This is a genomic window from Campylobacter sp. CNRCH_2014_2849, from assembly GCF_025772845.1.
Lineage (GTDB): Bacteria > Campylobacterota > Campylobacteria > Campylobacterales > Campylobacteraceae > Campylobacter_D > Campylobacter_D lari_D.
Window position 1 is genome coordinate 25,884 of record NZ_JAKMSW010000006.1, and the last position, 26,433, is coordinate 52,316.

29 protein-coding genes are annotated in these 26,433 nt (G+C 29.5%); 11 read left to right on the plus strand and 18 right to left on the minus strand.

Annotated elements, in window-relative coordinates; translation table 11 throughout:
• Nucleotide 1: 1 nt before the first annotated feature.
• The 7 genes from purL to rpmH are packed head-to-tail and all read right to left on the minus strand — an operon-like array spanning nucleotide 2 to nucleotide 6,722.
• Nucleotides 2-2,179, minus strand: coding sequence for a phosphoribosylformylglycinamidine synthase subunit PurL (gene purL / locus L8X33_RS05080; protein WP_263670130.1), 2,178 nt, complete (start codon nucleotides 2,177-2,179; stop codon nucleotides 2-4).
• A 13-nt stretch (nucleotides 2,180-2,192) separates the two neighbouring features.
• Nucleotides 2,193-3,521 carry a tRNA uridine-5-carboxymethylaminomethyl(34) synthesis GTPase MnmE gene (gene mnmE, locus L8X33_RS05085; protein ID WP_263670131.1) on the minus strand — a complete coding sequence of 443 codons (1,329 nt, stop codon included), beginning with the start codon at nucleotides 3,519-3,521 and terminating at the stop codon, nucleotides 2,193-2,195.
• Nucleotides 3,518-4,363: a Jag N-terminal domain-containing protein gene (locus tag L8X33_RS05090; protein ID WP_133319314.1), complete on the minus strand. Its 846-nt coding sequence runs from the start codon at nucleotides 4,361-4,363 to the stop codon at nucleotides 3,518-3,520. Before L8X33_RS05090 ends, mnmE begins: the two co-directional genes overlap by 4 nt.
• A complete protein-coding gene (gene yidC / locus L8X33_RS05095) occupies nucleotides 4,347-5,930 on the minus strand; it encodes a membrane protein insertase YidC (RefSeq protein WP_263661572.1) in 1,584 nt (527 codons plus the stop codon). Before yidC ends, L8X33_RS05090 begins: the two co-directional genes overlap by 17 nt.
• Nucleotides 5,894-6,277, minus strand: coding sequence for a membrane protein insertion efficiency factor YidD (gene yidD / locus L8X33_RS05100; protein ID WP_039664776.1), 384 nt, complete (start codon nucleotides 6,275-6,277; stop codon nucleotides 5,894-5,896). Before yidD ends, yidC begins: the two co-directional genes overlap by 37 nt.
• Nucleotides 6,265-6,591 (minus strand): ribonuclease P protein component, encoded by a 327-nt coding sequence (rnpA, locus tag L8X33_RS05105; RefSeq protein WP_082018444.1) that lies wholly within the window; start codon nucleotides 6,589-6,591, stop codon nucleotides 6,265-6,267. The genes yidD and rnpA overlap by 13 nt, the downstream gene beginning before the upstream one ends.
• A complete protein-coding gene (gene rpmH / locus L8X33_RS05110) occupies nucleotides 6,588-6,722 on the minus strand; it encodes a 50S ribosomal protein L34 (protein ID WP_012661270.1) in 135 nt (44 codons plus the stop codon). The genes rnpA and rpmH overlap by 4 nt, the downstream gene beginning before the upstream one ends.
• A gap of 141 nt (nucleotides 6,723-6,863) precedes the next feature.
• Here rpmH and L8X33_RS05115 point away from each other — a divergent pair, with 141 nt between their 5' ends.
• The 3 genes from L8X33_RS05115 to L8X33_RS05125 are packed head-to-tail and all read left to right on the plus strand — an operon-like array spanning nucleotide 6,864 to nucleotide 9,162.
• Nucleotides 6,864-7,337 (plus strand): GNAT family N-acetyltransferase, encoded by a 474-nt coding sequence (locus L8X33_RS05115; protein ID WP_263660624.1) that lies wholly within the window; start codon nucleotides 6,864-6,866, stop codon nucleotides 7,335-7,337.
• On the plus strand, nucleotides 7,337-7,948 hold the full coding sequence (locus tag L8X33_RS05120) for a uracil-DNA glycosylase family protein (protein WP_263670132.1): 612 nt from the start codon (nucleotides 7,337-7,339) through the stop codon (nucleotides 7,946-7,948). Before L8X33_RS05115 ends, L8X33_RS05120 begins: the two co-directional genes overlap by 1 nt.
• The gene (locus L8X33_RS05125) at nucleotides 7,945-9,162 is read left to right on the plus strand and encodes a hypothetical protein (RefSeq protein WP_263670133.1); all 1,218 of its coding nucleotides are present in this window, start codon (nucleotides 7,945-7,947) and stop codon (nucleotides 9,160-9,162) included. Before L8X33_RS05120 ends, L8X33_RS05125 begins: the two co-directional genes overlap by 4 nt.
• Here L8X33_RS05125 and L8X33_RS05130 read toward each other — a convergent pair.
• Nucleotides 9,140-9,520 (minus strand): YbgC/FadM family acyl-CoA thioesterase, encoded by a 381-nt coding sequence (locus tag L8X33_RS05130; protein ID WP_087699453.1) that lies wholly within the window; start codon nucleotides 9,518-9,520, stop codon nucleotides 9,140-9,142. The genes L8X33_RS05125 and L8X33_RS05130 overlap by 23 nt on opposite strands.
• Nucleotides 9,521-9,693: 173 nt before the next feature.
• Here L8X33_RS05130 and L8X33_RS05135 point away from each other — a divergent pair, with 173 nt between their 5' ends.
• From L8X33_RS05135 to L8X33_RS05150, 4 genes are all read left to right on the plus strand, one after another.
• Nucleotides 9,694-10,344 carry a thiol:disulfide interchange protein DsbA/DsbL gene (locus L8X33_RS05135; RefSeq protein ID WP_263670134.1) on the plus strand — a complete coding sequence of 217 codons (651 nt, stop codon included), beginning with the start codon at nucleotides 9,694-9,696 and terminating at the stop codon, nucleotides 10,342-10,344.
• A 196-nt stretch (nucleotides 10,345-10,540) separates the two neighbouring features.
• The gene (locus tag L8X33_RS05140) at nucleotides 10,541-11,203 is read left to right on the plus strand and encodes a thiol:disulfide interchange protein DsbA/DsbL (RefSeq protein WP_263670135.1); all 663 of its coding nucleotides are present in this window, start codon (nucleotides 10,541-10,543) and stop codon (nucleotides 11,201-11,203) included.
• A gap of 13 nt (nucleotides 11,204-11,216) precedes the next feature.
• The gene (gene dsbI / locus L8X33_RS05145) at nucleotides 11,217-11,954 is read left to right on the plus strand and encodes a protein-disulfide oxidoreductase DsbI (RefSeq protein ID WP_263670136.1); all 738 of its coding nucleotides are present in this window, start codon (nucleotides 11,217-11,219) and stop codon (nucleotides 11,952-11,954) included.
• Between the two features lie 21 nt (nucleotides 11,955-11,975).
• The gene (locus tag L8X33_RS05150) at nucleotides 11,976-13,832 is read left to right on the plus strand and encodes an aryl-sulfate sulfotransferase (RefSeq protein WP_263661569.1); all 1,857 of its coding nucleotides are present in this window, start codon (nucleotides 11,976-11,978) and stop codon (nucleotides 13,830-13,832) included.
• 35 nt (nucleotides 13,833-13,867) lie between these two features.
• On the opposite strand, the gene L8X33_RS05155 is transcribed toward L8X33_RS05150, so the two are convergent.
• Nucleotides 13,868-15,262, minus strand: a complete 1,395-nt coding sequence (locus L8X33_RS05155; RefSeq protein WP_133319306.1) for an anaerobic C4-dicarboxylate transporter — start codon at nucleotides 15,260-15,262, stop codon at nucleotides 13,868-13,870.
• A gap of 134 nt (nucleotides 15,263-15,396) precedes the next feature.
• Nucleotides 15,397-16,665, minus strand: coding sequence for a M20/M25/M40 family metallo-hydrolase (locus tag L8X33_RS05160; RefSeq protein WP_263670138.1), 1,269 nt, complete (start codon nucleotides 16,663-16,665; stop codon nucleotides 15,397-15,399).
• Between the two features lie 53 nt (nucleotides 16,666-16,718).
• Here L8X33_RS05160 and L8X33_RS05165 point away from each other — a divergent pair, with 53 nt between their 5' ends.
• Nucleotides 16,719-17,243: a thermonuclease family protein gene (locus L8X33_RS05165; RefSeq protein WP_133319304.1), complete on the plus strand. Its 525-nt coding sequence runs from the start codon at nucleotides 16,719-16,721 to the stop codon at nucleotides 17,241-17,243.
• An 8-nt stretch (nucleotides 17,244-17,251) separates the two neighbouring features.
• The gene (locus L8X33_RS05170; RefSeq protein ID WP_133319303.1) at nucleotides 17,252-17,437 is read left to right on the plus strand and encodes a hypothetical protein; all 186 of its coding nucleotides are present in this window, start codon (nucleotides 17,252-17,254) and stop codon (nucleotides 17,435-17,437) included.
• Here the strand turns inward: L8X33_RS05170 and L8X33_RS05175 are convergent.
• From L8X33_RS05175 to L8X33_RS05205, 7 genes are read right to left on the minus strand one after another with little or no spacing between them, the layout of a single operon-like run.
• Nucleotides 17,417-17,980, minus strand: a complete 564-nt coding sequence (locus L8X33_RS05175; protein ID WP_133319302.1) for a hypothetical protein — start codon at nucleotides 17,978-17,980, stop codon at nucleotides 17,417-17,419. The two genes, L8X33_RS05170 and L8X33_RS05175, sit on opposite strands and share 21 nt — an antisense overlap.
• Before the next feature lie 2 nt (nucleotides 17,981-17,982).
• Nucleotides 17,983-18,858, minus strand: a complete 876-nt coding sequence (gene cmoB / locus L8X33_RS05180) for a tRNA 5-methoxyuridine(34)/uridine 5-oxyacetic acid(34) synthase CmoB (RefSeq protein WP_220566748.1) — start codon at nucleotides 18,856-18,858, stop codon at nucleotides 17,983-17,985.
• Nucleotides 18,859-18,896: 38 nt separating this feature from the next.
• Nucleotides 18,897-19,646: a flagellin gene (locus L8X33_RS05185; protein WP_263670140.1), complete on the minus strand. Its 750-nt coding sequence runs from the start codon at nucleotides 19,644-19,646 to the stop codon at nucleotides 18,897-18,899.
• Between the two features lie 33 nt (nucleotides 19,647-19,679).
• Complete coding sequence (locus L8X33_RS05190; protein WP_263670141.1) at nucleotides 19,680-20,147, minus strand: DUF4149 domain-containing protein; 468 nt, start codon at nucleotides 20,145-20,147, stop codon at nucleotides 19,680-19,682.
• 30 nt (nucleotides 20,148-20,177) lie between these two features.
• Nucleotides 20,178-20,978: a HemK/PrmC family methyltransferase gene (locus L8X33_RS05195; protein WP_263670206.1), complete on the minus strand. Its 801-nt coding sequence runs from the start codon at nucleotides 20,976-20,978 to the stop codon at nucleotides 20,178-20,180.
• The gene (locus L8X33_RS05200; RefSeq protein ID WP_263670142.1) at nucleotides 20,978-22,165 is read right to left on the minus strand and encodes a M48 family metallopeptidase; all 1,188 of its coding nucleotides are present in this window, start codon (nucleotides 22,163-22,165) and stop codon (nucleotides 20,978-20,980) included. Before L8X33_RS05200 ends, L8X33_RS05195 begins: the two co-directional genes overlap by 1 nt.
• A 53-nt stretch (nucleotides 22,166-22,218) precedes the next feature.
• Nucleotides 22,219-24,156 (minus strand): ABC-F family ATP-binding cassette domain-containing protein, encoded by a 1,938-nt coding sequence (locus tag L8X33_RS05205; RefSeq protein ID WP_263670145.1) that lies wholly within the window; start codon nucleotides 24,154-24,156, stop codon nucleotides 22,219-22,221.
• A gap of 70 nt (nucleotides 24,157-24,226) precedes the next feature.
• Between L8X33_RS05205 and L8X33_RS05210 the strand changes: the two genes are divergently transcribed.
• Both L8X33_RS05210 and L8X33_RS05215 read left to right on the plus strand, forming a co-directional pair.
• Nucleotides 24,227-25,357, plus strand: a complete 1,131-nt coding sequence (locus L8X33_RS05210) for a metallophosphoesterase (RefSeq protein ID WP_263666737.1) — start codon at nucleotides 24,227-24,229, stop codon at nucleotides 25,355-25,357.
• Nucleotides 25,358-26,167 (plus strand): phosphatidylserine decarboxylase, encoded by an 810-nt coding sequence (locus L8X33_RS05215; protein WP_263660591.1) that lies wholly within the window; start codon nucleotides 25,358-25,360, stop codon nucleotides 26,165-26,167.
• Here L8X33_RS05215 and L8X33_RS05220 read toward each other — a convergent pair.
• Nucleotides 26,142-26,432, minus strand: coding sequence for a FlhB-like flagellar biosynthesis protein (locus L8X33_RS05220; RefSeq protein WP_133319292.1), 291 nt, complete (start codon nucleotides 26,430-26,432; stop codon nucleotides 26,142-26,144). The genes L8X33_RS05215 and L8X33_RS05220 overlap by 26 nt on opposite strands.
• Nucleotide 26,433 lies beyond the last annotated feature (1 nt).

Sequence of the window (26,433 nt, forward strand, 5' to 3'; positions counted from 1 at the left end):
TCTATCCTAAATATTCTTTAAATTTATCAAAATAAATTTTTTGTAGTTTTACTAAAGATATCTTAATATCATCTAAAACGAAATCTTTTTCATTTAAAATTCCAAGTTTTGCAAAATTAATTTTCATTTTGTTTGCAAATTCAATAAAATTTTCTTCATTTTTAACACCAATTACAACTCTAGTTGGACTTTCTTCAAAAATAAAACTTCTGTTTTCAAAATTTGTTTTTACATTTACACCTAAATTCGCCTTTGCGCTCATTTTGGCTAAAGTCATAGCAAGACCACCTATGCCTATGCTATTAGCACAATCAAGTAACTTTGCTTCGTTTGCTTTTAGTAAGAAATCCCATAGTTTTAATTCTGCTTTAAAATCTATATCTTCAAGCTCTCCTGCGACTTTTTGATCTAGTACTTTAGCAATCAAAGATCCACCAAAACTACCTTTGCTTTTTCCTATTAAATAAATAGCTTGCGTTTCTTTACTAAAGTATGATTTTAAAACATTTTCTGCTTTTTCGTGAATACCAACGCAAGCTATGGTTGGACTTGGAAAAATACTTACTCCATCGGTTTCATTATATAAAGAAACATTTCCGCTTACCACAGGGGTATTGAGTTCTTTACAAGCTAGTTTAATACCTTCGCAGCCTTGAGCAAATTGCCACATTACTTCAGGGTTTTGTGGGTTGCCATAGTTTAAACAATCACTAATTGCCAAAGGTCTAGCTCCCGAGCATGCTATTTTTCTTCCTGCACTTACAACGGCTGCTGCTGCACCGATTTTTGGATTTACATAGTTTAATCTTGAGTTGCACTCAATGGCCATAGAAAGCAAGCAATTATTTTCTTTAATTCTAATACTATTTGCACCTAAAGCCCCATCGCTTTTTAAAGTGTTAGTTTGTACGCTTGAGTCAAACTGCTCATAAATATAAGCTTTATTGCTGATATTTTCATTTGCAAGAAGTTTTTCAAAGGCTTCTTGAGTGGGAATGCTAAGTTTAAATTGATAGTTTTTTATTTCATCTAAGTATTTTGGCTTAGCCACAGGTCTATCAAGTATAGGTGCTTTTTCGCTTAGTGGTTCAATAGGGATTAGACCAACTAATTCATCATGCCAAAATAATTCCATTTTGCCAGTATCTGTAACTTCGCCTATAATGGCTGCATCAAGCCCCCACTTATTAAAAATCTCAATAACTTTTTCTTCATAGCCTTTTTTAGCACAAATTAGCATTCTTTCTTGAGATTCACTTAGCATTAACTCATAAGGAGTCATACCTTCTTCTCTCATAGGAGTTTTATCAAGGTAAAGTTTCATCCCGCTACCACTGCGTCCCGCCATTTCAAAAGAGCTTGAAGTAAGTCCTGCTGCACCCATATCTTGAATTCCAACTATATAATCAGTTTTGAAAAGTTCCAAACAAGCTTCCATTAATAATTTTTCAGCAAATGGATCACCAATTTGAACAGTTGGTCTTAAGCTTTTGCTAGATTCATTAAAACTATCGCTTGCCATTACAGCTCCACCAAGTCCATCACGACCAGTTTTTGAGCCTACATAAATTACAGGATTTCCTATACCTTCAGCCTTTGCATAAAAAATATCTTCGATTTTGCAAGTTCCAAGTGCAAAAGCATTAACTAAGATATTTCCATTAAAGCACTCATCAAAAGCACATTCTCCACCTATAGTAGGAACACCCATACAATTACCATAGTGTGAAATTCCACTTACTACACCCTTAACTAAATATTTTTGATGTTTGCCTATTTTTTCATCATGGATATTACCAAATTTTAAAGAATTCATACCTGCAACAACTCTAGCACCCATGGTAAAAACATCGCGTAAAATTCCACCCACACCAGTAGCTGCACCTGCAAATGGCTCTATAAAACTTGGGTGATTATGACTTTCTACTTTAAATACAGCAGCCATTCCTTTGCCTATATCTATTACTCCAGCATTTTCACCAGGACCTTGGATTACCCAAGGAGCTTTAGTTGGAAAGCCATTAAGGTATTTTTTACTTGATTTATATGAGCAATGTTCACTCCACATTGCAGAAATCACTCCAAGTTCTAATAAATTAGGTTCTCTACCTAGTATATTTAAAATTTCTTGATATTCCTCATCGCTAATTTTGTGTTGTTTTATAACTTCTTTATCCATAATTATCTCCTTTTTATTTTCCTAAACAAAAATTACTAAACATTGCATCTAAAATTTCATCTCTTTCAAAATTTTTGGTAAATTGAGCTATTTCACCTATGGCTAAATTTAATTCAAAAGCAAAAAGCTCTAAAGAACTTTCCTTTAATAAATCTCTTGCACGCAAAATAGCTTCACTAGCATTTTTACAAGCATTGAGTATTAAGGTATTGCTAATTAGCATTCCATCGCCATCTAAAGTATTTAAGTATTCATTTAAACTTTCCTTAATGGCTTGAGTGTTTTTTTGGGCGCAAATGCGTATACAAGAAGTGCTAATTTCATGTTTAAATTTGGTAGCCAAATCGCTTTTATTTAAAACATAAATGATTTTTTTATCACAATCTTTTAAAGCTTGTAAAATATGTTTATCTTCTTCTTCAAATTCTTTAGATCCGTCAAAAACAGCTATAATAATATCTGCTTCTTTAATGCTTTCATAACTTAAGTTGACTCCGATTTTTTCTATCTCATCATCTGCGTTTCTTATGCCTGCTGTGTCGATGATTTTAATTAAATGTGAGCCTATTTTTAAACTTTCCTCGATACGATCTCTTGTGGTGCCTGCAATATTAGATACAATAGCTCTATCAAATGCTAAAAGCGAATTTAACAATGAACTTTTTCCGGCATTTGGCTTGCCGATAATAGCAACTTTAAAGCCATTTATAAGACCTTTTTTACTTAAGGAAATATCTACTATATCGCTTAAAAGTTTTGAATTTTTTTCACACATAGCAATGATTTGATCAAGTAGATCTTGCGGTAAATCATCATCTGCATAGTCAATGCTAGTTTCTACAAAAGCAAGAGTTTGAACAAGGTCTATTCGAATGGCGTTTAAAAATTTACTTAAATCACCTTTAATATTTTTTGCTATGATATTTGCAGCACTTGTTGATTTTGACATGATAGCATCTTGTATGCTTAAAGCTTTTAAAAGATCCATTTTGCCATTTAAGCAAGCTCTTTTGCTAAATTCTCCAGGATTAGCAAGGCGCGCGCCTGCTAAAACAAGCTCATCGAGTAAAATTTCACTCAAAGAAAAACCGCCATGAAGTTGAAATTCTACAATATCTTCTCCTGTAAAAGAGTAGGGTGCTTTAAAATAAATTACTAAAGCCTCGTCTAAAAAGTCATTATTGTTTTTATAAAGTTTGCACAAGCGTGCATAGCGTGGTGTGAGTTCTTTTTTGTGGGTAATTTTTAATGCAAGTTCTAAAGCTTTTTTTCCACTTACTCTAATGATGCTTATAGAGCCCACTCCGTGAGCTGTAGCAATAGCAGCTATCGTGTCATTCATTCATTTTTCTTCAAAAAATCATTCACAACGATATATCTTTGATCGTCATTTTGTTTGATAGCTACATACTTATCAGGAAAGCGTTCTCTTAATTTTTCTAAAGCAAGTTTTAGCCAAATTCCATCTAGTGGTTTTGTTTGAACTCTTCCAGTGTTCTCTACTTTTTCTATGAGAATTTTTAAATAACTATCAATAGCTTGGGTTTGGTTTTCCAAAAATTGTGCTATTTCTAGTCTTGGTTGAATTTTATATTTAGCATTAAGCCAATTATAAAGTAAATATGAAAAAGCTTTATATCTGTGAGCTTCTTTGCCTATAAGCAAGGCTGCATCTTCTCCATCAAGTTTAATTAAAACACAGGTTTCATCCCAAACACTAACTTGCACAACTTTAATATCAAAATCAAAAGTTGCTAGTAAATTTTCTAGTGAAATTTTTATCTCATCAATATAAGAAACAATGTTTTTTTCTTCTGAAGACTCCTTATGAAAAGAATCAAAAATAGCATCATTTTTTACTTTGTAATGTTCTTTAGGTTGAGCAATATTTTCAATTGGTTTTTGAAAATTTTCTTTATATTCTTTTTTATATTCATTTTTTTCAAAATTTTTTTGAGAATATTTGTTAAATTTCTCATTTTGATTTTTTTTAGGTTTTTCATTATGGACTTTTTGAGTTTTTTTATGTCCTTTAATACAGATTATCGCATTTTTTTTAAAAAGGCCAAAAAATCCTGCTTTAGCATGTTGAATAACTTCGTATTCTAAGTCAATCACAGAGCACTCAAGTTGTTTTGAGGCTTCTATGAGTGCAGTTTGTAAGTCTTTAGCTTCTATGTTCATGTTTAGCTATTTCCTCTTTTTTGTGGTTTTTGAAAAGCTTATTAACAATTACTTGTTGGATAAGTGAGCATATATTATTTACACACCAATATAAAGTTAAACCTGCTGGGAATGTTAAGAAAAAGAAAGTGAAAATTAATGGTAAGAATTTCATAATCTTTTCTTGCATAGGATCTTGTATAGCCATTGGTGTAATAAGTTGTTGGATAAACATAGTTAGACCCATAAATATAGGTAAAATAAACCATGGATCCATCACAGATAAATCTGTAATCCAAAAAGCCCAAGGTGCAGCTTTAAGTTCTATGGCATTTAGTAAAACTCTATAAATTGCAAAGAAAATTGGAATTTGAATGAGTATAGGTAAACATCCGCTCATTGGGTTTGCACCATGTTTTTTATAAAGTTCCATCATATGTAAATTCATTTTTTGTGGATCACCTTTGTAGCGTTCTCTAATTTCTTTCATTTTTGGTGCTAAATCTTTGAGTTTATTCATAGAAATCATTGATTTGTAAGTAAGTGGGAAAAGAATAATACGCACAATTAAAGTCATCACTACGATAGCCCAACCCCAATTACCCAAATAACCATGTAAGAAATTTAAAAATTCAAACATAGGTTTAGCTATAAAAGTAAACCAACCATATTCTACCACATCATCTAAATCCGCATGAATGCTTCTTAAAATTTCATGCTCTTTTGAACCTATATATCCGGTTGCTTTAAAATTATTAGTTGCACTTGCAAAAACGATAGAATTTTCGTGATTATCTTTAGTAACTACTGCATTTAAAGGTTTTTCAAAATTATAAAAGAAAGTACTATAATAGCGATCTGAAGCTGCCATAAGGGTTACATTAGAAAAACTTTCATCGTTTTCTATATCACCATCTTCTAACATTGTTATTTTATCATCTTTATCTAAGATTAAAACTCCATGTACTGTATAACTATCAACTGCTATATTTGGACGATAACCTGGAGTGATAAAATAAGCTGTATCTTTGCTTAGATTTACTTCTAAATCATAATTTCCATATTTGTGAAAAGTGATTTTTTTAGTTATTATTAGATCATTTAAATTTTGAGTAAGAATTAATGTTGTATTTTCATCATTTACATTGATAGTTTTTTGACTAGCTGTATATACTGTATTGAATGCCTCTTGATTTATCTTTGCATCACTAAATCTTATTTCTAGTGGCAAAGGTGATAAAGAAGTATCTACTAGATTAATGCTTTTACCATTTTCATCTTTATATTTTTCATCGCTTAGATAAAATTTAGCTATTCTACCTAAAGAGTCAATATGTGCTTCAAAATGCTCACTTTTAACAACTGCTATTTCTTCTTTTTGATTAACACTAAGTTCTGTCTTTGGAGCTTGTGTATTTGTATTTGCGGTTGTAGTTTGTGGAGCTGAATTGTTTTGTTCTATATGAGTGATATTTTGCTCATTTTGTGGTGCTTTTGGAATAAAAAAATAATCATAAACTACAAAAAATAAAAATGATAATACAACGGCAATTAATATGCGTTTTTGCTGGGATAAATTTTCTGACACGGATTGTCCTTTGGAAATATAATCTTAATTAAAAAAAATTGATTATCATTGCAAGGGATATAAAAATAATTGAGTTGTTTTAAAGCATTAAAACTAGGTTTAAAACATACACCTGAGTTTAGAGTATTCTTGCGTATTTTAGGATAATCAATACCACCTTTAAAAAACGGATTGCATTTTAAAATTCTTAAAAAAACTGCACCAAATGCTTTAAAAATATTATTTTTTTTAAATTGCCATAAGGCATATTCAGAACAACTTGGATAATACCTGCAGCATTGTGGCTTAAAAGGGCTGATAAAGAGCTGGTAAAATCTAATAAGTTTTAAACAAGCTATTTTATACATCCTATTTTTTTCAAACCCCATTTCAAGTTTTTTTCTAATTTTAAAAAAGGAATTTCAGTAATACTTGTCTTAGCTACAAGTATGTATTTCCCGTTTTCGACTTGATTTTTAACCTGAAAAAAAGCTGATCTTAAGAGCCTTTTGGCTCTATTTCTAACGACAGCTTTTCCAACTTTTTTACTAGCAACAACAGCAAATTTTTTTTCTTTACTTAAAGTATAAAAGATGATTACACCTTCACAGTGCCACTTTTTACCTTCTTTATAAATTGTTGCAAACTCTCCTAAGTCGTTAATACTTAGAAAATCTTTTATACCGCTAATCTTTTTCTACCTTTAGCGCGTCTAGCATTGATCACCTTACGACCATTTTTGCTTTTCATACGCACGCGGAAGCCATGAGTTCTTTTTTTAGGAGTTTTGTGTGGTTGATATGTTCTTTTCATATTCTTTCCTTAACTTAAAATAAAAAACAAAATAATAAGCGTGTATTTTATCAAAATCTTACTTAAATCTGCTTTTAATTAAGAGTTATTTTAAAAGTTTTTGCTAAATTTTTGTTTTATTTTTATGTATTTTAAGGAAAAATCATGAGTTTTGAAATTTGTGAGAGTAAAAAAGAAGATTTAGAAAAAATTTTAGAATTAATTAAAGAGCTTGCTATCCATGAAAATATGCTTGAAGATGTAAAATGCACAACTAAAGAACTTGAAGAATCTTTTTTTGAAAATAAATATGCCAAGGCTTTAAGTCTAAAAGTTGATGGTAAAATCATAGGTTATGCAATGTATTATTTTACTTTTTCGTCTTTTTGGGGTTTAGGTGGGTTATATCTAGAAGATATTTATATACAGGCAAAACATAGAAAAAAAGGCTATGCAAAAGCTGTTTTTAAATATTTAGCACAAATTTGTAAAGAAAAAAATCTTAAAAGATTAGAATGGGTATGTTTGAACGATAATGATTTAGGGATTGAGTTTTATACTAAATTAAATGCAAAGCATATGAATGAGTGGAGAACTTATCGTTTAGAGGGTGAAAATTTAGAAGCATTGATGTGATGAATAAACGCAGTTTGTATTATCTAAAAGCTTTTGGTTATGAATACTTTAACGAACAAAAGCAAATTAGACATTTTAACTTAAGCTTTAAAGAATTAAATGAAAGAGTGAAAACTTGCAATCTTTGTCATTTTTCTAAATTAAGAAAGTATAGTTTAATAGAAAAAGAAGCCAAAAATGCTAAAATTTTGATTTACCAAGCCTTTGTTGATAAAGAAGAAAATGAAAGTGGAAAGTTTTTTGCTTCTAAAAATAAGCAAGAGTTTTTAATGCTTTGCAAAGAGCTTTTAAATTTAAAAGAAGATGAGATATATTTTTCTTATATGTTTAAATGTTTTAGTAATTTTAAAATAGATGATCAAGCACTAAAATTATGCTTACCATATTTTTATAATGAGCTTGATTTTATAAAAGCAAAGATTATTTTATGTCTTGGTCAAGAAGCTTTTGCGAGTTTGGGTTTTGAGAATTTTCAAAAATACAAAGGGCAATGTATGCGTTTTAATAATGCTTTGCTTTTGCCAAGTTATGATTTGAATTTTGTGAGTAAAAATCCTAGCTTTTATGCTGAATTTATAGAAGATATTAAAAAAATAAAAGGTTATTTATGAGAAAAAGTTTAGTTTGTTTGTTGATGAGTTTTGTTTTAACTTTAAATGTCTTTGCAAAAGAGCAAAAACCATCACCCATAGAACCTAGTGAGTCTTTTTATCCTAATTTAGAATTTCAAAATTGTGATAATGATTGTTTATTTACTTTGCTAGAAACAGGACTTTATTTTAATTTTTTATCAAGATTTAATAATGATAATGCAAATGAGCTTTTAGTTAATATCTATACTAAACTTTTAAATTCTATTATAGATTTTGAAAAAAGAATTCAAAAAAATGCTAGCATAAAACTAGCTATTATTATACCTGAGCAAACGATTAAAAGTTATTCTAATACTATTATAAATTCAAGCATAGCGTATTTATTAAGGCAAAGAGCGCAAATAAAAGTAAAGGTATTTTTAATAGGCACAGAAGATGAGAGTAAGATAACTAAAGCTTTTAAACAAGCTCAAGATGAGAAATTTAATTATATTATCGCAGGTTTTACAGATAAAGGTGTGAAAAATTTATTAAAAGAAAGCCTTGATTCTAATGTAAAAGTTTTTATTCCTACTGCACATAAAAGAAATTTTGATACGCAAAATGAAAATGTGTATTTTGGAAGTATAGATTATCAAAAACAAATCCAAAAACTTTTGGAATACTCAAATGGTAAAAATATTATTTTTTCAGATGGAACAGCCTTAGCTAATCGCTTAGATGAGAATGTTTTAAACGCAGGTAATGGTAGTGAGAAAATTTATACTATTAATAGTTCTAAATTTGATTTTAGAAGTATTTTAAATCAAAATAGAAGTTTTCAAGATTCTAGTATTATTTTAAATACTTCTTTGATTAAAACAGCACTCATAAGCTCACAAATAAGAACTTATGATATAGAGCCTTTTGTATTATTATCAACTCAGATTAATTATAATCCTATCTTGCTAAGTTTAACGCAAATTAATGATAGAAAAAAACTTTTGCTAGCAAATTCCATTTCTAATGAGGATCAAACTCTAAGCTATCTTAATGAACTTTTTTCGCAAAATATTAATTACAACTGGATAGCTTATGCAACTAGTGTGGGCCTTGATTATTTTTATACGCAGTTTTTAGATAAAGATTCTCAAAGAATTTTTGATGAGGGTTTAAATGATAATCAATTTGACTATAAGGTTAAAATCATTCGCTCGCAAGGCTTAGGTTTTACTCCTTTGCAAGATCAGTAAAAACCTTAGTTATAGTCTCATCTATAGGAGCTACTTTTTCATTTTTTAAAAAAGCTAGGGTAAATTCAGCTTCAAAAAGCTTGGTATTTTCTTTATAAATCTCTTGTTTTATACAAACTGAGGCTTTTTTAAGCTTTGTGATAAATGTTTTTACTTCTATAAGATCTCCAAGTTTAGCGGGTTTTAAAAAGTTACAATTTGCTTTAGTAAGTAGGAAATGTCCTGTATTTTTATCAAAAATTTTTGCATTTTTTTGAAAAAATATCTCACTTCTTGCTCTTTCGCAAAATTTTAAGTAGTTGCTATGGTATACCACTCCACCTGCATCGGTATCTTCATAATAAATTCGTATTTGCATTTTAGACCTTTTATTTTATTATATATTGATCGGAAAATATCGCTTGCAATTAACTTTTTTATTGATAAATTTGTTGAAATTCTACTTAAAATGTCATAAGAAAAGCATAAAATATTCTTGATTTTATATCTTATGTTAAAATTGTATTTTATATCATTGAAAAAAGGAAAATCATGCAAGTTTTGCAAAAAATGTTTAAATTGCTAGCTATTATGGCTTTTGTTTTTAGTGTGAGTGCAAATGCACTTAGTGAGGGTAAAGAGTATATTACTTTAAAAACACCTATTCCAAATGCACAAAATTCTCTAATAGAGGTATTTTCTTATCGTTGTATTCATTGCTATAATCATCATCAATTTCACACTCTAGCAAAAGTTAAGCAAGCTTTACCAAATTTAAAATATGATCTTTTCTCGGTAAGTTCTATGCTCGAGTACGGTGGTGCTTTAAATGAGATGTTTGCTTTAGCTTCTTTTAAAGAAAAAGCTTTAGGTTTAGATGTTACTAGTGAAAAAAGTCTTACTTATAAGCTTGCTGATGTGTATTTTGTAAGTCATTTTGAAAAAAAAATAAATTTAAATAATCTTGATTTATTTTATAAAATAGGTTTAAATGCTATTGGCGCTAGTAAAGAAGAATTGCAAAAATTTTTACAAACTAAAGAAGCCAAAGAGCTTTTAGTTGCTTATGATGTAGCTAATGAAATTTCAAGAAATTATGGCACGCCTGCTTTTGTAGTAAATGGCAAATATCAAATCAAACCTGAGTATATCACTTCTTTAGAGGAACTAATCCGTATAGTTAAAGAACTTTCTACCAAGTAATGCTTTTTTAAGCATTACTTTTTGTAATTTTTGTGATAAAGTATTATTATTTTTTATTTTTTTAATAATTATATTTTCATTTTGAAATTTTTTCTTATTGTTTAATTAATATTTAAGTTATATTAATATAACTTTAGCATGTTTATAATAAATTGCAAATATTTATTATATATAAAATACAAATAGGAGAAATAAAATGAAATTCAACTTAAATAATTTGTCAAAAGCAATGGCGGCAGCTGCTTTTGTTCTTGGTGTGAGTGCAAATGCACTTAGTGAGGGTAAAGAGTATATCACCTTAAAAACACCTATCCCAAATGCTCAAAATTCTTTAATAGAAGTATTTTCTTATCGTTGCACACATTGTTATGATCATCATAAGTTTAATACCATGTCAAAAGTCAAAGAAAAATTACCACAATTAACTTATAAATTTTATCCTGTTAGCTCTATGGGTGATTATGGTAAGCAAGCTAATGAAATTTTTGCTTTTGCTGCTTTTAAAGATGAGCAAAATAAAGTAAGTCAAAGCGATAAAAATAGTTTAACTCATAAAGCTTCTGAAGCATATTTTAATGCTTATTTTAAGAAAAAACAAAGATGGGGAAATGGAGCTAATCCTGAAGCGTTTTATGAAGTAGGATTAAAAGCAATTTCAGCAAGCAAAGAAGATTTAGATAACTTTTTAAAAACTCCTGAGGCTAGTGAAATTTTAAAATCTTATGAAAATGCTAATGATATCTCTAAAAACTATGGTACACCTGCATTTGTAGTAAATGGTAAATACCAAATCATACCACAAGCTATCACATCTCCACAAGCTTTGATGGAAATAACAGAAGAATTAAGCAAGATGTGATTTGAGGTATTTTATGAGTTCTTGTCCTATTAGTAAAATCACTACTTGGCAAAATACAAGAGTTCCTTGGTTGATAATGGTTATAGCTATGATAGGCTTAACTTTTATAGCGCACTTTTTGTTTCAAGAATACCTTTATATGGAGCCTTGTGAGCAGTGTGTTTATATAAGATTTGCTATGTTAACTATGGCTTTTGGTGGTATTTTAGCCTTGATAGATCCTAAAAATGATTATTTGAAAATTTTTGCTTATACTTTTGTATTTTGGGGTATATGGCTTGGTATAGAGTATTGTATTACTCTTAATCATATCCACGAGGTAGTACATTCAGAAAATCCTTTTGCTGGTGTTGATGGGTGTAGAGAAATTCCTATATATCCTTTTAATTTACCATTGCATGAATGGGCACCAGGATGGTTTTTACCAACAGGTGAGTGTGGTATGGATACACCTATAGTACCTGAAGATGTTTATGGTAGTTTAAATGCTTTTCAGAAATTTTTTGTTGGAACTCCTCCAAAATTTGAAGATGGGTTGTATAGCAATGGTTGGTATTTGATTCCTAGTATGGAATTTATGAATATGGCGATTTGTTGTTTGTTGGCTTTTGTTGTTTGTTTGGTGATTTTAGGAAGCATGTTTGTTTCTTATACATTTTCACATTCTAAGGCTAAATTTTATGCTTTGATTGTTTTGATATTAGTAGTTTTGCTAAAAATTTTAGGTGAGCCAAGTGTGCAAATAGCTTAATAATATAAAAAAGGAGAAAAAATGAAGATTAGTAAAATTGTAAGTAGTATTTTGCTTGCTAGCAGTGTTGTTATGGTAGTGCCTAGTGTTTCTTTGGCTATGGGTGGACCTAGTGGTGCTAAAATTGATTGGGAAATTCAAGGCAAAATTGGCGCAGTAAAGATGAATCCTTATGGTTTATCTCCACTTAGCGCTGTAATTATGGATGGTGGATATAAACTAAGTGATGTAAGCGTAACTATAGTTCCAAAACCAAATGGGCAAACTATATCTTATAAGGTTAGCCCTAGTAAAATTAAAACTTATGGAGGAATTCCTGTTTTTGGACTTTATCCATCATATTTTAATACAGTAAAAGTAAGTTATACCAAAACTGCTTTTGGAAAGAGTGAAAAAGTAGTAGATGAGGTATATAAAATAGCAACTGGTGGAGTTAATATAGAGCCAAGTGGAAGTATTATGCAAAGAGGTGTGCCTTTTGAAAAAGTAGAAGTGATTAAAGTAGATAAAGGTTTTGAAGATAGGTTGTATTTGGTTAATAATGCTCCAGGGAAACAAAGTGGAAAAGGCTCTCAATCTGTTTGGAATAACCCAGCAGGTGGTGCAATGGAATGGGATGAGAATTCAAATGCATTTATCATTGATACAAAAGGTGAAATTCGTTGGTATTTTGACAATGATAAATTAATGGATTGGAATAATATTTACAACCGTGGTATTATGATGGGATTTAGGCAAAATACTGATGGGGCTTTAACTTGGGGTTTTGGACAAAGATATGTTAAATATGATTTAATGGGTAGAGAAATTTTCAATCGTCTTTTACCTTCTTCTTATATAGATTTTTCTCATTCTATGGATAATATGCAAAATGGAAATTATCTTTTAAGGGTGGCTTCTGCCAATGTTAAGCGTCCTGATGGTAAAAATGTGCGTTCAGTGCGCGATGTGATAGTAGAAGTTGATAAAAATGGTAATGTAGTAGATGAGTGGAGATTGTTTGAAATTTTAGATCCATATAGAGCAAATGTAATCAAAGCATTAGATCAAGGTGCTGTTTGTTTAAATATTGATGCGAGTAAAGCAGGGGTTACTTTAAGTGATGAGGATTTAGCTAAAATGGATGCAAGTGATTCTTTTGGCGATATAGCAGGCACTGGAGTAGGGCGTAACTGGGCTCATGTAAATAGCGTAGATTATGATCCAAGTGATGATAGTATTATTATTTCAAGTCGTCATCAAAGTGCTATTATAAAAATAGGACGTGATAAAAAAGTAAAATGGATATTAGGAGCACACAAAGGATGGGGAGAAAAATATAAAAAAACACTTTTGCAACCTGTTGATAAAAATGGTAAAAAGATAGTTTGTGAAGATGAGTATAGCAAATGTCCAGGATATGAAAACGAAGAAGGTGGTTTTGATTTTACATGGACACAGCATACTGCTTTTAGAATAGATGAAAAATCTGACAAAAGATATATTTATATCACAGCTTTTGATAATGGCGATGCAAGAGGTATAGAGCAACCTGCTTTTGCTTCAATGAAATACTCAAGAGCAGTTGTGTATAAAATAGATCAAAAAAATAAAACCGTAGAACAAATTTGGGAGTATGGAAAGCAAAGAGGCAATGAATGGTTTTCACCTGTCACTTCTTTAGCAGAATACCATAAAGATAAAAATTCCATCATGGTTTATAGTGCTACTGCTGGAATGTCATTTGACTTAAGTAAGGGTGCTGCTGTAGGTGAGCCAAAACCTGAAATAGATGAATTTAAATGGGGAGCTAAAGAACCTTCAGTACAAATTCGCTTTAGCGGAGCAAGTACTGGTTATCAAGCTATGCCTATTGATTTAGAAAAAGCATTTAAATAAGAAAAAAGGGCTTTTTTAAAGCCCTTTTAATTTTTTTATAAATATCCTGCTCCTAAAGCTAAAAAATAACCTACTATACAAGAAACAATCACACCAATTAATCCTGGTAAGATAAAGCTATGATTGATAACAAATTTACCTATTTTTGTAGTACCTGATCTATCAAATTGTATAGTTGCAAGATCGCTTGGATAAGTTGGTAAAATGTAGTATCCATAGCAAGCTGCTGCAAAAGCAATGATAATACCTGGTTCAACACCAATTCCTAGTGCAAGTGGCACAAAAGCTGCAATTGCTGCTGCTTGAGAATTAACAAATTTAGAAATAAGTAAAAGCATAATAGCATAAGTCCAAGGATGTTCTATAACGATATTACCTAAAGATTCTTTCATCATAGGAGTATGCACTGCAAACATTGTATCTGCCATCCAAGAAATTCCAAAAACAGCTACTAAGGCTATCATACCGGATTTAAAAATTTCATTTTTTGCAATTTTGCTTGCATCAAGTTTGGTAAAAATGATTAGCGCTGCACCTGCTAAAAGCATAAACATTTGAATAGTTGCTACCATATTCATAGGCTTGGTAACGCCTTTTGAGGTAAATTGCGGTCTAAGCTCTGGAAAAGCTCCAAGTATAGCTACTATAGCAATAGCACCTAGGAAAATCCACATAGCTACCCATTGGATAGTTGGAAGTTTTTGTCCAAGAAGAGTTTTACTATCGCCATAGATATATTCTCTTTGTTCTGGATTTTTAATCTTAGCTTGAAAATCCTCATCTTTATCAAGATCTTTTCCCCTAAACCAAGAAAAAATTCCTATAGCCAAAACACCTACTAAGGTAGAAGGTATAGTAATAGCAAGTAAATCTACATAGCCATCAAATCCTGCTAAAGGGTGTTTATTAATTTCTGGATTTAAAAGTAGAGCTGTTAAGCTTACAACTGCAACTGAAACAGGACTTGCGATAATACCAAGTTGTGAAGAAATACTAGAAGCAGCCATTGGTCTTTCTGGGCGAATACCATTTTTAATAGCAATGTCATAAATAATAGGCATCATAGTATAGACAACATGCCCAGTTCCACAAAGCATGGTAAGAATGCAAGTTACAAATGGCGCCAAAATAGTTAAGAATTTAGGATTTTTTCTTAGAACTTTTTCTGCAATTTGCAACATTACATCCAAGCCACCACTAGCTTGCAAAGTTGCACTAGCAACAACAACAGCTAAAATGGTAAGCATAACATCAATAGAAGGTTTTCCAGGTGCTACAGCAAAACCAAAACTTAAAACTAATAAACCTATACCGCCTAATAAGCCTAGAGCGATACCGCCTTTTTTTGCCCCATAAAAAAGACAAATAAGAACAACAATTAGTTGAATACTAAATTGAACACCTTCGCTAAGGCTAGTTAGTATTTCCATACTCTCTCCTTATTTTTTGAAATATGTGAGAGTATAATCCAAGTTTTATTAATAGTAAATAAAATTTTTTATTATTTAAATAAATATTTACCAATATTTTGAATTTATTTATCAAAATATTGGTTATTTTATATTTATTGATAATATTTTAAGATTGCATAAAGAATTTTACTGATTTTTTCAATAGAAGCTATTTCACATTTTTCATCTGTTGAGTGAGGGCTATGGATATTCGGTCCTATTGAGCAACATTCTAAAGGTTGTTTTTCACTTATAATGCCACATTCTAAACCAGCATGTATAGTGTAAAGCTTGGCGTTTGGGTTTTCTTTTTTAAAATAATTTAGAATTTCTTCTCCAAATTTAGTATCTTTATTAGCCCACGGTGGATAAAAATTTGCACTTGAAACTTCGCAGTTTTGCATCTTAAAATAAGTTAAGGTTTCAAATTCTATGTTTTTAAGTTCTTGTAAATCATTAGATCTTGCAAAAAGCTCAAAATGAAATTTGCTATCTTTTTCATAAGCTAGTGAAAGATTGATACTTGTTTGAACTAAATTTAATTGATGATTGAAAGTTCTAACTCCTTGTGCAAAAGCATTAATGAGATTTAAAATAACTTGAGAATTTTTATAATATGTTCTTTTGATTTTACCTATATAATTTACTTTAAAATGATCATTTTCTTTTGGAGGATTTTTAAAAAATGCTATAACTTTAGCATGTTTTGGTATAGAATTTATTCTTTCACCTGCTTTAAATTCGCAAAGTTCTCCTTGATTTTGAGTGATAAAATAGCTCACTTCTTTAATAGAAGATTTAATATTTTTAACAATATCAATTCCCGAGTGCCCACCTTTAAAATCAATTGCTTCTATCTCATAACAATCTTCTTCTTTTTCATCTATTTCTAAGTTTAAACTAGCAAAAATATCTACCCCACCAGCACAACCTATAACAACTTCATCATCGCTTTCGTGGTCTAAATTTAAAAGCTTGCTTGAGATCAAAGTATGGGTGAGATTGTTTGCTCCACAAAGTCCAACTTCTTCATCATTAGTAAAAAGACATTCTATATTTTCAAAATCTTTTAAAGCTTGCATCATTAGTGATACTCCTATGCCATTATCTGCACCTAAGCTTGAATTTTTAGCCTTTAAATATCCGTTTTCTTCATATATTTGTATACTTGGAGCTTCTCCCATGCAAACCATATCATAATGACTTTGTAAACAAATTTTAGGATTTCCTTTGTGTGCGTGGATATTACCTGCTTCATCAACGCTTACTTGGCAATTTTGACTTTTAGCAAAATCAATGAGAAAATTTTTCAATTCTTCGGTTTTGAAACTACAATGAGGTATTTGAGCAATTTGTTTAAAATTTTGTATAATTTCTTGCATAAATTCTCCTTTTTATTGTAATTATGGCATATTTTTATATAGATGAGGTTTAAATGAAATTTTCTAGGAAACAAATTAAATTATTTATAAACTTATTAAAAGATCCGAAGAAATTTTTAATCGCACTTTTTTTAGTTGCTTTTGCTTATGTTTTAAACTATGATAGTGGTTCATATATCAATGCTAAAGTAAGTCGTGTAGTAGATGGAGATACTATTGAGGCTAAATTCGAAAATGAAAAGCTTAAAATCAGACTTTTTGGTATAGATGCGCCTGAGAGTGATCAAGCTTATGGAAAGATGGCTACGCAATTTCTAAAAGCTATTGTATTAAATAAAGAAGTAGTTTTAAATGTAAAAGATGAGGATAAATATGGTAGAATTTTAGCCATTGTATATTTAAATGATAAAGATATTAATCAAGTTATGGTTAAAAATGGTTTTGCTTGGGCGTATGAGCATTATAGTGATTTATATATAAATGAGCAAAATTATGCCAAGATAAATAAAAAAGGATTATGGGAAAGTGAAAATCCTATAGAGCCTTATAAATGGCGTAAGCAAATAAGATTAAAATAGGATATAAGATGTTTAAAAAAATATTATTGTTTGGATTTTTAGTATTATTTTTTAGTGGTTGTTTTGTCAATGAAAGAGGGATCTCAAATCGATTTTACGATGATTGTAAGGAATATTATGATGCAAGTGGGACTTATCATAAAGAATGTCCAAAGAATTGGGTGGATTTACCTTTAACCCCCGATTCCTTTTAAGACTGCATTAAGTTCTTCTTGCATTGATTCTTGTTTAGTTGTTTCTTGCTGATTTTGATTATTATTTGTAGCGGCTTGATTTTGTTTAAGTTTAAATATATGATCATCTGTAGTAATAACTTGAAAAGATGCGTCAAAAATTTTAATCTCATTTACAAAACCAGCTACTTTAACCTCTCTTTTTCTTGAGTCATCGCTAAATAAAGCACTTGCTTCAAGATTTAAAATATCTCCCACTTTTAAAGGAGCATAGAAAAAGCTTCTTGAGCCTATTAAGACGCTAAATTCTTTATTAATTGCAGCTTGTGCTATGTAATTTGCTGCATTAAATACAAAGCCACTATGCACTAATCCTAGTTCATCTACTGCCATATCATGGGTTGTGATTAAAATACCTTTGGCGAAATTTTTTTCTATATGAGAAATACTTCCTGCTAAAGTATTGTTTATCCCTGGACAAGTGATAAGTTCTGATTTGATACGATTTAACTCTTCTGGATCTATTAATTCTTCTATGGTAACAGCACTTACTGTTCTTGCCATTTTTACACCTTTAATTTAACATAAACTCTTTTTGGTGCTTCATAGCCTTCGCAAGTTAAATTTGAATCATTTTTATCTAAAAATTGATCTAAAGAATAAGAATCAATCCATTGTGTTTTTCTTTGTTCTAAAAGATCGGTTTGTTTAGTTGTTATAACTTCAAATTCACTAAATCCAGCTCTATAACACCAATTTCTTAAACCTAATATCGACGGAATGAAAAAAATATTTGGTATTTTTGAGTAAGTTTTTTGAGGAATAAGTGCTATTTCTCTTTCATCTTCTATATACATAGTGTCTAAAAAGACTATGCCGTCTTTATTTAAAGATTGTTTGAGTTGTTTTAGCATGGCTATAGGATCACTACGATGATAAATCACTCCAAGACAAAAAATCACATCAAATTTTATGCCATAATTTGGTACATCAGCTACGCCTAAAAGCTCATATTGTATAGGAGTTTTTGCAATGGAGTTTAAAAGTAAAAATTGCAAATAATACTTAATAGAAGGATCAAAACCTATGAGCTTTGAAGGATTAAATTCAAGCATTTTAAACATATAATAACCATTATTGCAGCCAATATCTGCTACTATTTTGCCATTTATTTCTTGCATATAAGGCTTTAAAATATTAAATTTGATAAAACTTTGCCATTCTGTATCTATAAATAAATCATTAATTTTAAAAGGTCCTTTACGCCAAGGTTTTAATTCTAAAGTGATATTCTTGATCTCATCATCTAAACTTTTATCACAAAAAATATCAAAACTTTCATTTATAAGGTAATTTGAATTTTGAATTTTTTCACTAAGTTTTTGGATTTTTTCATATAAAGGATGTTTTAAAACTTGCTTAAATAAAGCATTATTTTGCATATTTTTCCTTGAAAAACTCCCTTATTTGGGAGTTTTTATTATTGAAGTAGGCTTGCTAGTTTAGTTTGTAGCATTACATTTGAATGTGCATTTGCAAATAAAAATGCATTTTCTTTTAGGTAATTTGCATTAAAATCATTGATATTTTGAGCTAAGTCATTATTTTGTAATTTGCTTTCAGCTTCTTTAGTGTTAATACTAGTTTGCAAAGATGAGTTGATATTAGAATGGATAGCGTTAATTCCAGCACCAATATCTGCGCGTAAAGAACCTACTTGATCTTGAAAATCACGAATTCCGTCTTGATTTTCAAGGCTTAAATTTGCTGTGCTTGGTTGATTTAAATTAATACTTTCAACTCCAGTACCAACAACAAAATCCATACTCTGAAATACATTTTTTCCATTAAAAGTCGCATTAGAAAAAGCATCATTGATTGAAGTTACAAGTTTGCTTGCTTCAGAATTTAGCATACTTTTTTGTCTGTCATTTAAGGCAGCATTGTTTGAGCGCACTGAAAGTTCATTAAGTTTATCTGTAGTAGCTGAAATGCTATTTAAAGTTGAATCAGCAATTTGTAAAACTCCTATGGAATCATAGGCATTTAAAATACCTTGATCTATAGTGCTATATTGACTTCTTAAAGAATCAGCTATGGCTAAATTTGCTCCATCGCTCCCATCTATAGCACGGATTGTGGCTATGTTTTCTAAAGCTTTTTCTTGGCTTTTTTGAGCTTGATTTAAGTAGTGATTTTGTTGAGTTGTTCCTATATCGCCTATTTTCATCTTTGACTCCTTTTAAAGACTTATTTTATTATATCATTTTTTTGTTTTAAAATTTAAGAAAAACAAAATTACTTGTGATAACATGATAATTTTCATCACAACTTCACTTGCACCATGAATTTTTATAAATTCTTGAGTTTTAGTTGCTTCTTCTCCTAAACTTTGTGCTTCTAAAACATAAGCAGTGAAGTAAAATACAAAAAGCAAACTTAGTGCCAAAATGATCAAAGAAAGCATAAATTTTGAAAAATTTATTTTAAAAGTTAAATTTTTGTCTTTAAATGAAAAAATTTCTATTAAAATAGACAAAACACTCACACTTAACAAAACATAGCCAAATTGCACAAAAATGTGTGTCATTAAAAGCCCACTTTGAAAATGAGTTAAAACCCCTTCGCCTATGAATTTAGCAGGATAAAATATAGTCGGAGCTAAAAATACACCTATGCTAATTTCAATCCCAATTAAACTTGCTAGTAAAAATAAATATATTGATTTCATATTTTCTCCTATAATAAAGATAATTATAGTCTAATTTTTTAAATTCCACGCAACAAAGGCTCTATCAAATCCATTATAATCTTGATAAAAAGTAGCCTTGAAATCATTTTCTTTTAAAATTTTATTTAAAATTGTTTTTTGATCATAACCAAACTCACATGCTAAGACTTTTGTGTTGTGATTTTTGGCAAAAAGGATAATTTCATGTAAAATTTCCCAACCTTTATCTCCGCCAAATAAAGCATTGTGTGGTTCGTTTTGAACCCATTTATCTAAAGGATAGTCATTTTTTATGTAAGGAGGATTAGAAAAAATAAAGTCAAAATTTCCTTGCATATTTTTAAAATCACAAAGTTGAAAATTGATTAAATTTGAAACATTATGAAAATCTGCATTTTTTTTAGCAAGCTCTAATGCTTTTGGATTGATATCACAAGCTTGTATAAAAATTTGTTTTAACTTTGCTAAGCAAATACTTAAAATTCCACTTCCAAAGCCAATTTCAAGTATATTTTTAAAAGAGTTATGATCTAAAATTTCTAAACATCTTTCAAGTAATATTTCACTATCAAAACGCGGTATCAAAACCCCTTTTTTAGTAAAAAAATCAAAACCATAAAATTGTGTTTTTTGAAATAAATACTCAAAAGGCTCACCATTTAAAAATCTATCTATATATTCTAAAAAAACTTTCTCATTGATTTGAAATTCAGGATTTAAAAAAATCCAAGCTTTATCTTTTTGCAAAAGCTCACAAAGAATAAAAAGTATATATTCTTTGTGAGTAGGATCTTTTGCGTAAGCTTGCTTTAAAGCTTGTTTGATTGAAATCATTGCAAAGCTTTGATTCTATCATAAATACAAGGATGACTTAGATGAAAGAAAGTATAAATTTTACTTGTTTTAACAAAGGCTTTGTTTTCTTTTGCTAAAGCTATGAGAGCATTTTTCATATCTTCTTTAGAGCTTAGTTTTGCTCCGTGTAAGTCAGCATTAAATTCATTTTTTTGACTCATTTTATTAAGCAGTGGAGAAACAATAAAAGTAAAAATATTTCCAAAAATCAATAAAAGTGCAAAAACTCCAGCATTCACTCCATCTAAATGACTTTCAATATAAAAAAAGCTTGGTAAATGTGCAAAGATGAAAAATAAAGCAAAAAGCATCAAAGCACTAGCAAATAACATTTTTAGCAAATCTTTATGCACAAAATGTCCTAGCTCATGACCCAAAACAGCAATGAGTTCTTTTTCTTTTAAAGCATTTAAAAGTGTATCAAAAAGTACTACTCTTTTGCTTTTAAATAAGCCACCAAAATAAGCATTTAATCTTTTATCTCTTTTGCTTGCATCAATAACATAAACACCATTTGCACTAAAGCCACATTTTTGCATTAAATTAGTGATTTTTTCTAATAAATTTTCATCTTCAAGTTTTTTCATTTTGTTAAACATAGGTGCAATAAGTGTAGGGTAGATGAGATTTATAATAAGTATAATTATAAAACTTAGAGCAAAAGCCACTACCCACCAGTATGTGTTAAAAAATTCAAAGCAAAATACTAAGGCATAGATGATTAAAAAGCCAAAAACAAGCATTAGAGCTAAAGATTTAATGCTGTCTTTAACAAAAAGTGCTAAAGTCATATTTGAAAAGCCGTGTTTTTTATCTTTTATAAAGCTTTCATAATAGCTAAGTGGTAAATTTAAAATACTAATAATAAATAAAAATGCAAGCAAAAATAAAGTATTTTCTAAGGTAGAATTTTCTTTTATAAAAATTTCTTTTAAATACAAAAAGCCAAAGCTAATCCAAGAAATGTTAATCATCAGATTATAAAGATTAGAAAAGATTTTGTATTTTTCATTTTCTATGGCGATATTTGCAGCATTTTTATAATCTTGTTCATTTAAAATAATTGCTTGTTTTTTTCTTTCTTTTTTTAAAAAAGAAATTTGCACACAAGATATAAAAACCAAAAAAGCTGTGTAAATACATAAAATAGTTATCAAAGTCATAGTTTTTCCTTAAATAAATTTGAGTAATTTTATCTTATTTAAAATATATAAAGTTAATCAATATTTTCACTTTTTTCCAAAACCTCAAAATAAGCTTCTTCTAAAATACTAAGTTCATTTTCTAAAGAGTTTAGCTTTTCATAAAGGGTATTTATACCTAGTTCTTGATAGATTGCAGGATTGCTTAGAGCATTTTTGATTTCTTTGATTTCTTCTTCTAATTTATGAATTTTATCAGGATATGAGTTTAAAATTTCATTTTCTTTATAGCTTAGTTTTTTACTTGATTTTTCTTTTGTTTTTACACTTGTTGTAGTGTTTGTTTCTAAACTTTTAGAAAATTCTTCAAAGTCCTTGTATTCTTTTTCATTTTCTAAATATTCACTATAAGAAAGAACTTCTATGTTAATATTTGCATTATCTTCAAAAGCATAAAGTTTAGTTGCTATTTTATCAACAAAATATCTATCATGTGATACAAGCAAAATCGCACCTTCAAAAGAAAGTAAATATTCTTCTAAGATATTTATTGTAGCTATATCTAAATCATTTGTTGGTTCATCTAAGATTAATACATCATATTCTTTAGTAAAAAGCAAGGCAAGAGCAACTCTGTTTTTCTCGCCCCCACTTAGTACACTCACACTTTGCTCTAAAAATTCTTTTGGAAATAAAAATTGTTTTAAATACCCATAAACATGCATATTTTTACCACGCACTTGAATGTGATCGCCACCATTTGGGCAAAAAATTTCTAAAAGTTTTTTATCAGTATTTAATAAACTTCTGCTTTGATCAAAATAGCCTATTTTAACTTCACCTCTTTTAATCTCTCCGCTATCAAGCGGAATTTGATCAAGTAAAATCTTTAAGAAAGTAGATTTTCCACAGCCATTTTTACCTACTATGGCTATGCGTTCACCTTGTAAAATTCGTGCATTAAAGTCTTTAAAAAGTGTCTTGTTGGCAATAGACTTTGAGATATTTTTAAGTTCAAAAAGCATTTTTTTGCGGTTTTGGCTTTGAGTTTGGTTAAAATTTTTACTTGCTCTTTTGATTTCAAGTTGTAAGCGCTTGATAGCTCCTGGGTTTTTCTTAGCTTCTTCACGCATTTTAAAAATGCGTTCTTTGCGTCCTTCGTTGCGTTTAAGCCTAGCTTTGACTCCTCTTCTTAGCCATTCTTCCTCACTTTTTAGTTGCTTAAGCAAGGTTTCATGGCTTTTAGCTAAGGAAGCTAAAATAGCTACTTTTTTTTCTAGATATTGCGTATATCCACCCTCAAAAATGCTTAATTTTCCCGCTTCTATTTCTACGCATTTTTGCGCTATAGCATCGATAAAATACCTATCATGAGAGATGAAAATAACACACATTTTAGAGGTTTTTAACCTTTCTTCTAAAAAGTTACTCATATATACATCTAGATGATTAGTTGGTTCATCAAGCAATAATATATCAGGATTTTTTAGCAAAAGTGTGCAAAGCCCTACGCGTCTTATTTCGCCCCCGCTTAAAGAGCAAAGTGTTCTGTCTTTGTATTCTAATAGTTTAAATTCTTCTAATATTCTTTGTATTTTTTGGTCTAAATTCCATGCGTCTTTTGAATCTATAAATAAACTTAATTCATCTACTTTTTTTAAATATTCTTTATTTTCAGGATCAAAAGCTAGTTTTTCATTATAGCTTTCAAATTCCTTCAAGGCTTGATAAATTTCTTCAAGTTCTTTTTTGATGACTTCGCTTACGCTTAAGGTGCTTTCAAAGCTTACTTGTTGGCTTAGCATACCTATACTAGTGTTATTTTGTTTAATTACTCTACCGCTATCTAGTTTTAAAGTTCCCATAAGGGCTTTTAAAAAGCTTGATTTTCCTTCGCCATTTTTGCCTATAATGGCGATTTTTTCTCCTAAATTTGCACTAAAATTTGCATTTTCTAAAACTATTTTTGTATTAAATTTCTTATTTGCATCGATTAAATCTATTAAAGCCAAATTTCTTTCCCAAATGTTTTTTACGATTTTACTTTAAAAAGTATTAATTTTGCTTAAATAAAATTACACTATGAGAGTGTTTGTTTTTTTTACTTTATTAGTTTTATTTTTTGCTTTGGCAAATTGGTATATTTATAAAAGATTTTTAAGTAGGGTTGATTTTTTAAAACCTTATAAGAAGTTTGTATTAGCTTTTGTTTTAATAGTTTTTGTATGTGAATTAATCTTTTTTGTAAATATGCGCGGGGATTTTTTGCATGAAAAGCTTTATTATATTTTAGCGATTTTTCCTACTATTACCTGTTTTTTCTTGCTTTTTGGAGTGGTTTTTGAAATTGGCTCATGGATTTTCTTTAACGAAAATAAAAAAGAGCAAATTTTCAGTGTCCAAAGAAGAAAGTTTTTAAAATTAATTTTTGATTCTTGGCTTATTATACTTAGCGTTAGTATGGTGTTTAAAGGTTTTGTAAATGCTATTAGTACACCTAGGGTTAATGAAGTAGATATTAAAATTAAAAATTTAAAAGAAGATTTAAATATAGTTTTACTTTCTGATGTGCATTTGGGTAAAAATTTAGGTGAAGATTTTTTAAAAACCTTAATCGATGAAGTTAATGCTTTAAATGCTGATATAATCATCATAGCTGGGGATTTAATTGATGCAGATATAGCTAGTATGTCTTATATTAATCTATTAGAAAATTTTAAATCAAAATATGGTACTTATTTTGTTTATGGAAATCATGAATATTATAATGATATAAATGCGATAAGCAAAAAGCTTAAAACGCTTAAGAATTTCAAAGTTCTAGAAGATGAAAGTATTGATTTTGGGGATTTTACTTTAAGTGGGACTTTGGATTTGGCTGCTAAACGTTTGGGTTTTAAAGAAAGCAATATAGAAAAAATCAAAATGCAAATCAATCAAGAAAAAGTTAATATTTTAATCACGCATCAGCCAAAATATGTAAAAACTTATGATGTGAGTGGGTTTGATTTGATTTTATCAGGACATACACACGCAGGGCAAATTTTTCCTTTTTCTTTGCTAGTATATTTAGAGCAAGGCTTTGTGTATGGGCTTTATAAATTAAGCAAAGATAGTTTGCTTTATGTAAGTAGTGGAGCTGGATTTTGGGGACCTGCTGTGAGATTTTTAGCCCCTAGTGAGATAGCTTTGATTAGATTAAAAGGAGAATGAGTGGGATTTAGCAATAGTGCTTCAAAAATGTTTGGAATCATAGCAAAATATAAATTTCCAAAAATTATACAAAAAAATATTAATAAAGCTTATGTAAATGCTTTTAATATCAATATGAGTGAATTTAAACCTTTAGAAGAATATGAGAGTTTAAATGCTTTATTTACAAGAACTTTATTAAATGAGCGAGAATTAGAAGATGGCTTTATAAGTCCAAGTGATGGTAAAATTTTAGAACTTGGAAGTAGCTTTCAAAATGATTTAAAAGAAAATTTAGCCTTTAGCATTAAAGGTTCAAGTTATAGTATAGAAGAGCTTTTAAAAAACTCAGCTAGTAAAGAAGAATTGGAAAATGGCATAGATTATGCAAATATTTATTTATCTCCAAAAGATTATCATCATTATCATGCACCTTGTAATATGCAAATTTTAAGTGCTACTTATATGAGCGGGGCTTTATTTAGTGTGAGTGAGGCAAAGTTAGCTAAAATTATAAACCTTTATACTAAAAATGAAAGAGTAGTTTTAAAGTGCTTAGTGGAAGGAAAATTTATACTTTGGATGGTATTTGTGGGTGCGCTAAATGTCGGTAAAATGCACTTTAGCTTTGATACTAGCATACAAACTAATGCAGCAAATTTTGATTTTACTCATACCTATGAAGATCTTTTTGTAAAAAAAGGCCAAAGACTTGGAAATTTTGAGCTAGGTTCGACGATAGTTTTAATCGCTCAAAAAGGGTTTTTAAAATTTAGTAAAAATGCTTATGAGCAAGTTGAATTTTCTAAGAAGATTGCGGACTTTGCTTAGTCTCATCTTCATTAGCAACTTTATATAAAAAGGCAAAAATTTCAGCCACTGCTTTATACATATTAGGTGGGATTTCATCGCCTAGATCAAGTTTGCTAAGCACTTCTACTAAGTCTTTGTCTTCTTTTATGGGTATGCCATTTTCTTTGGCTAAAGAGATGATTTTAGCAGCGTTTTCACCTTTGGCATTAGCTAGGATTTTTGGTGCATTTTGTTCTTCTTTGTTATAGCCTAGTGCAACGGCTTTTTTTGTTTTTTTAGCCATT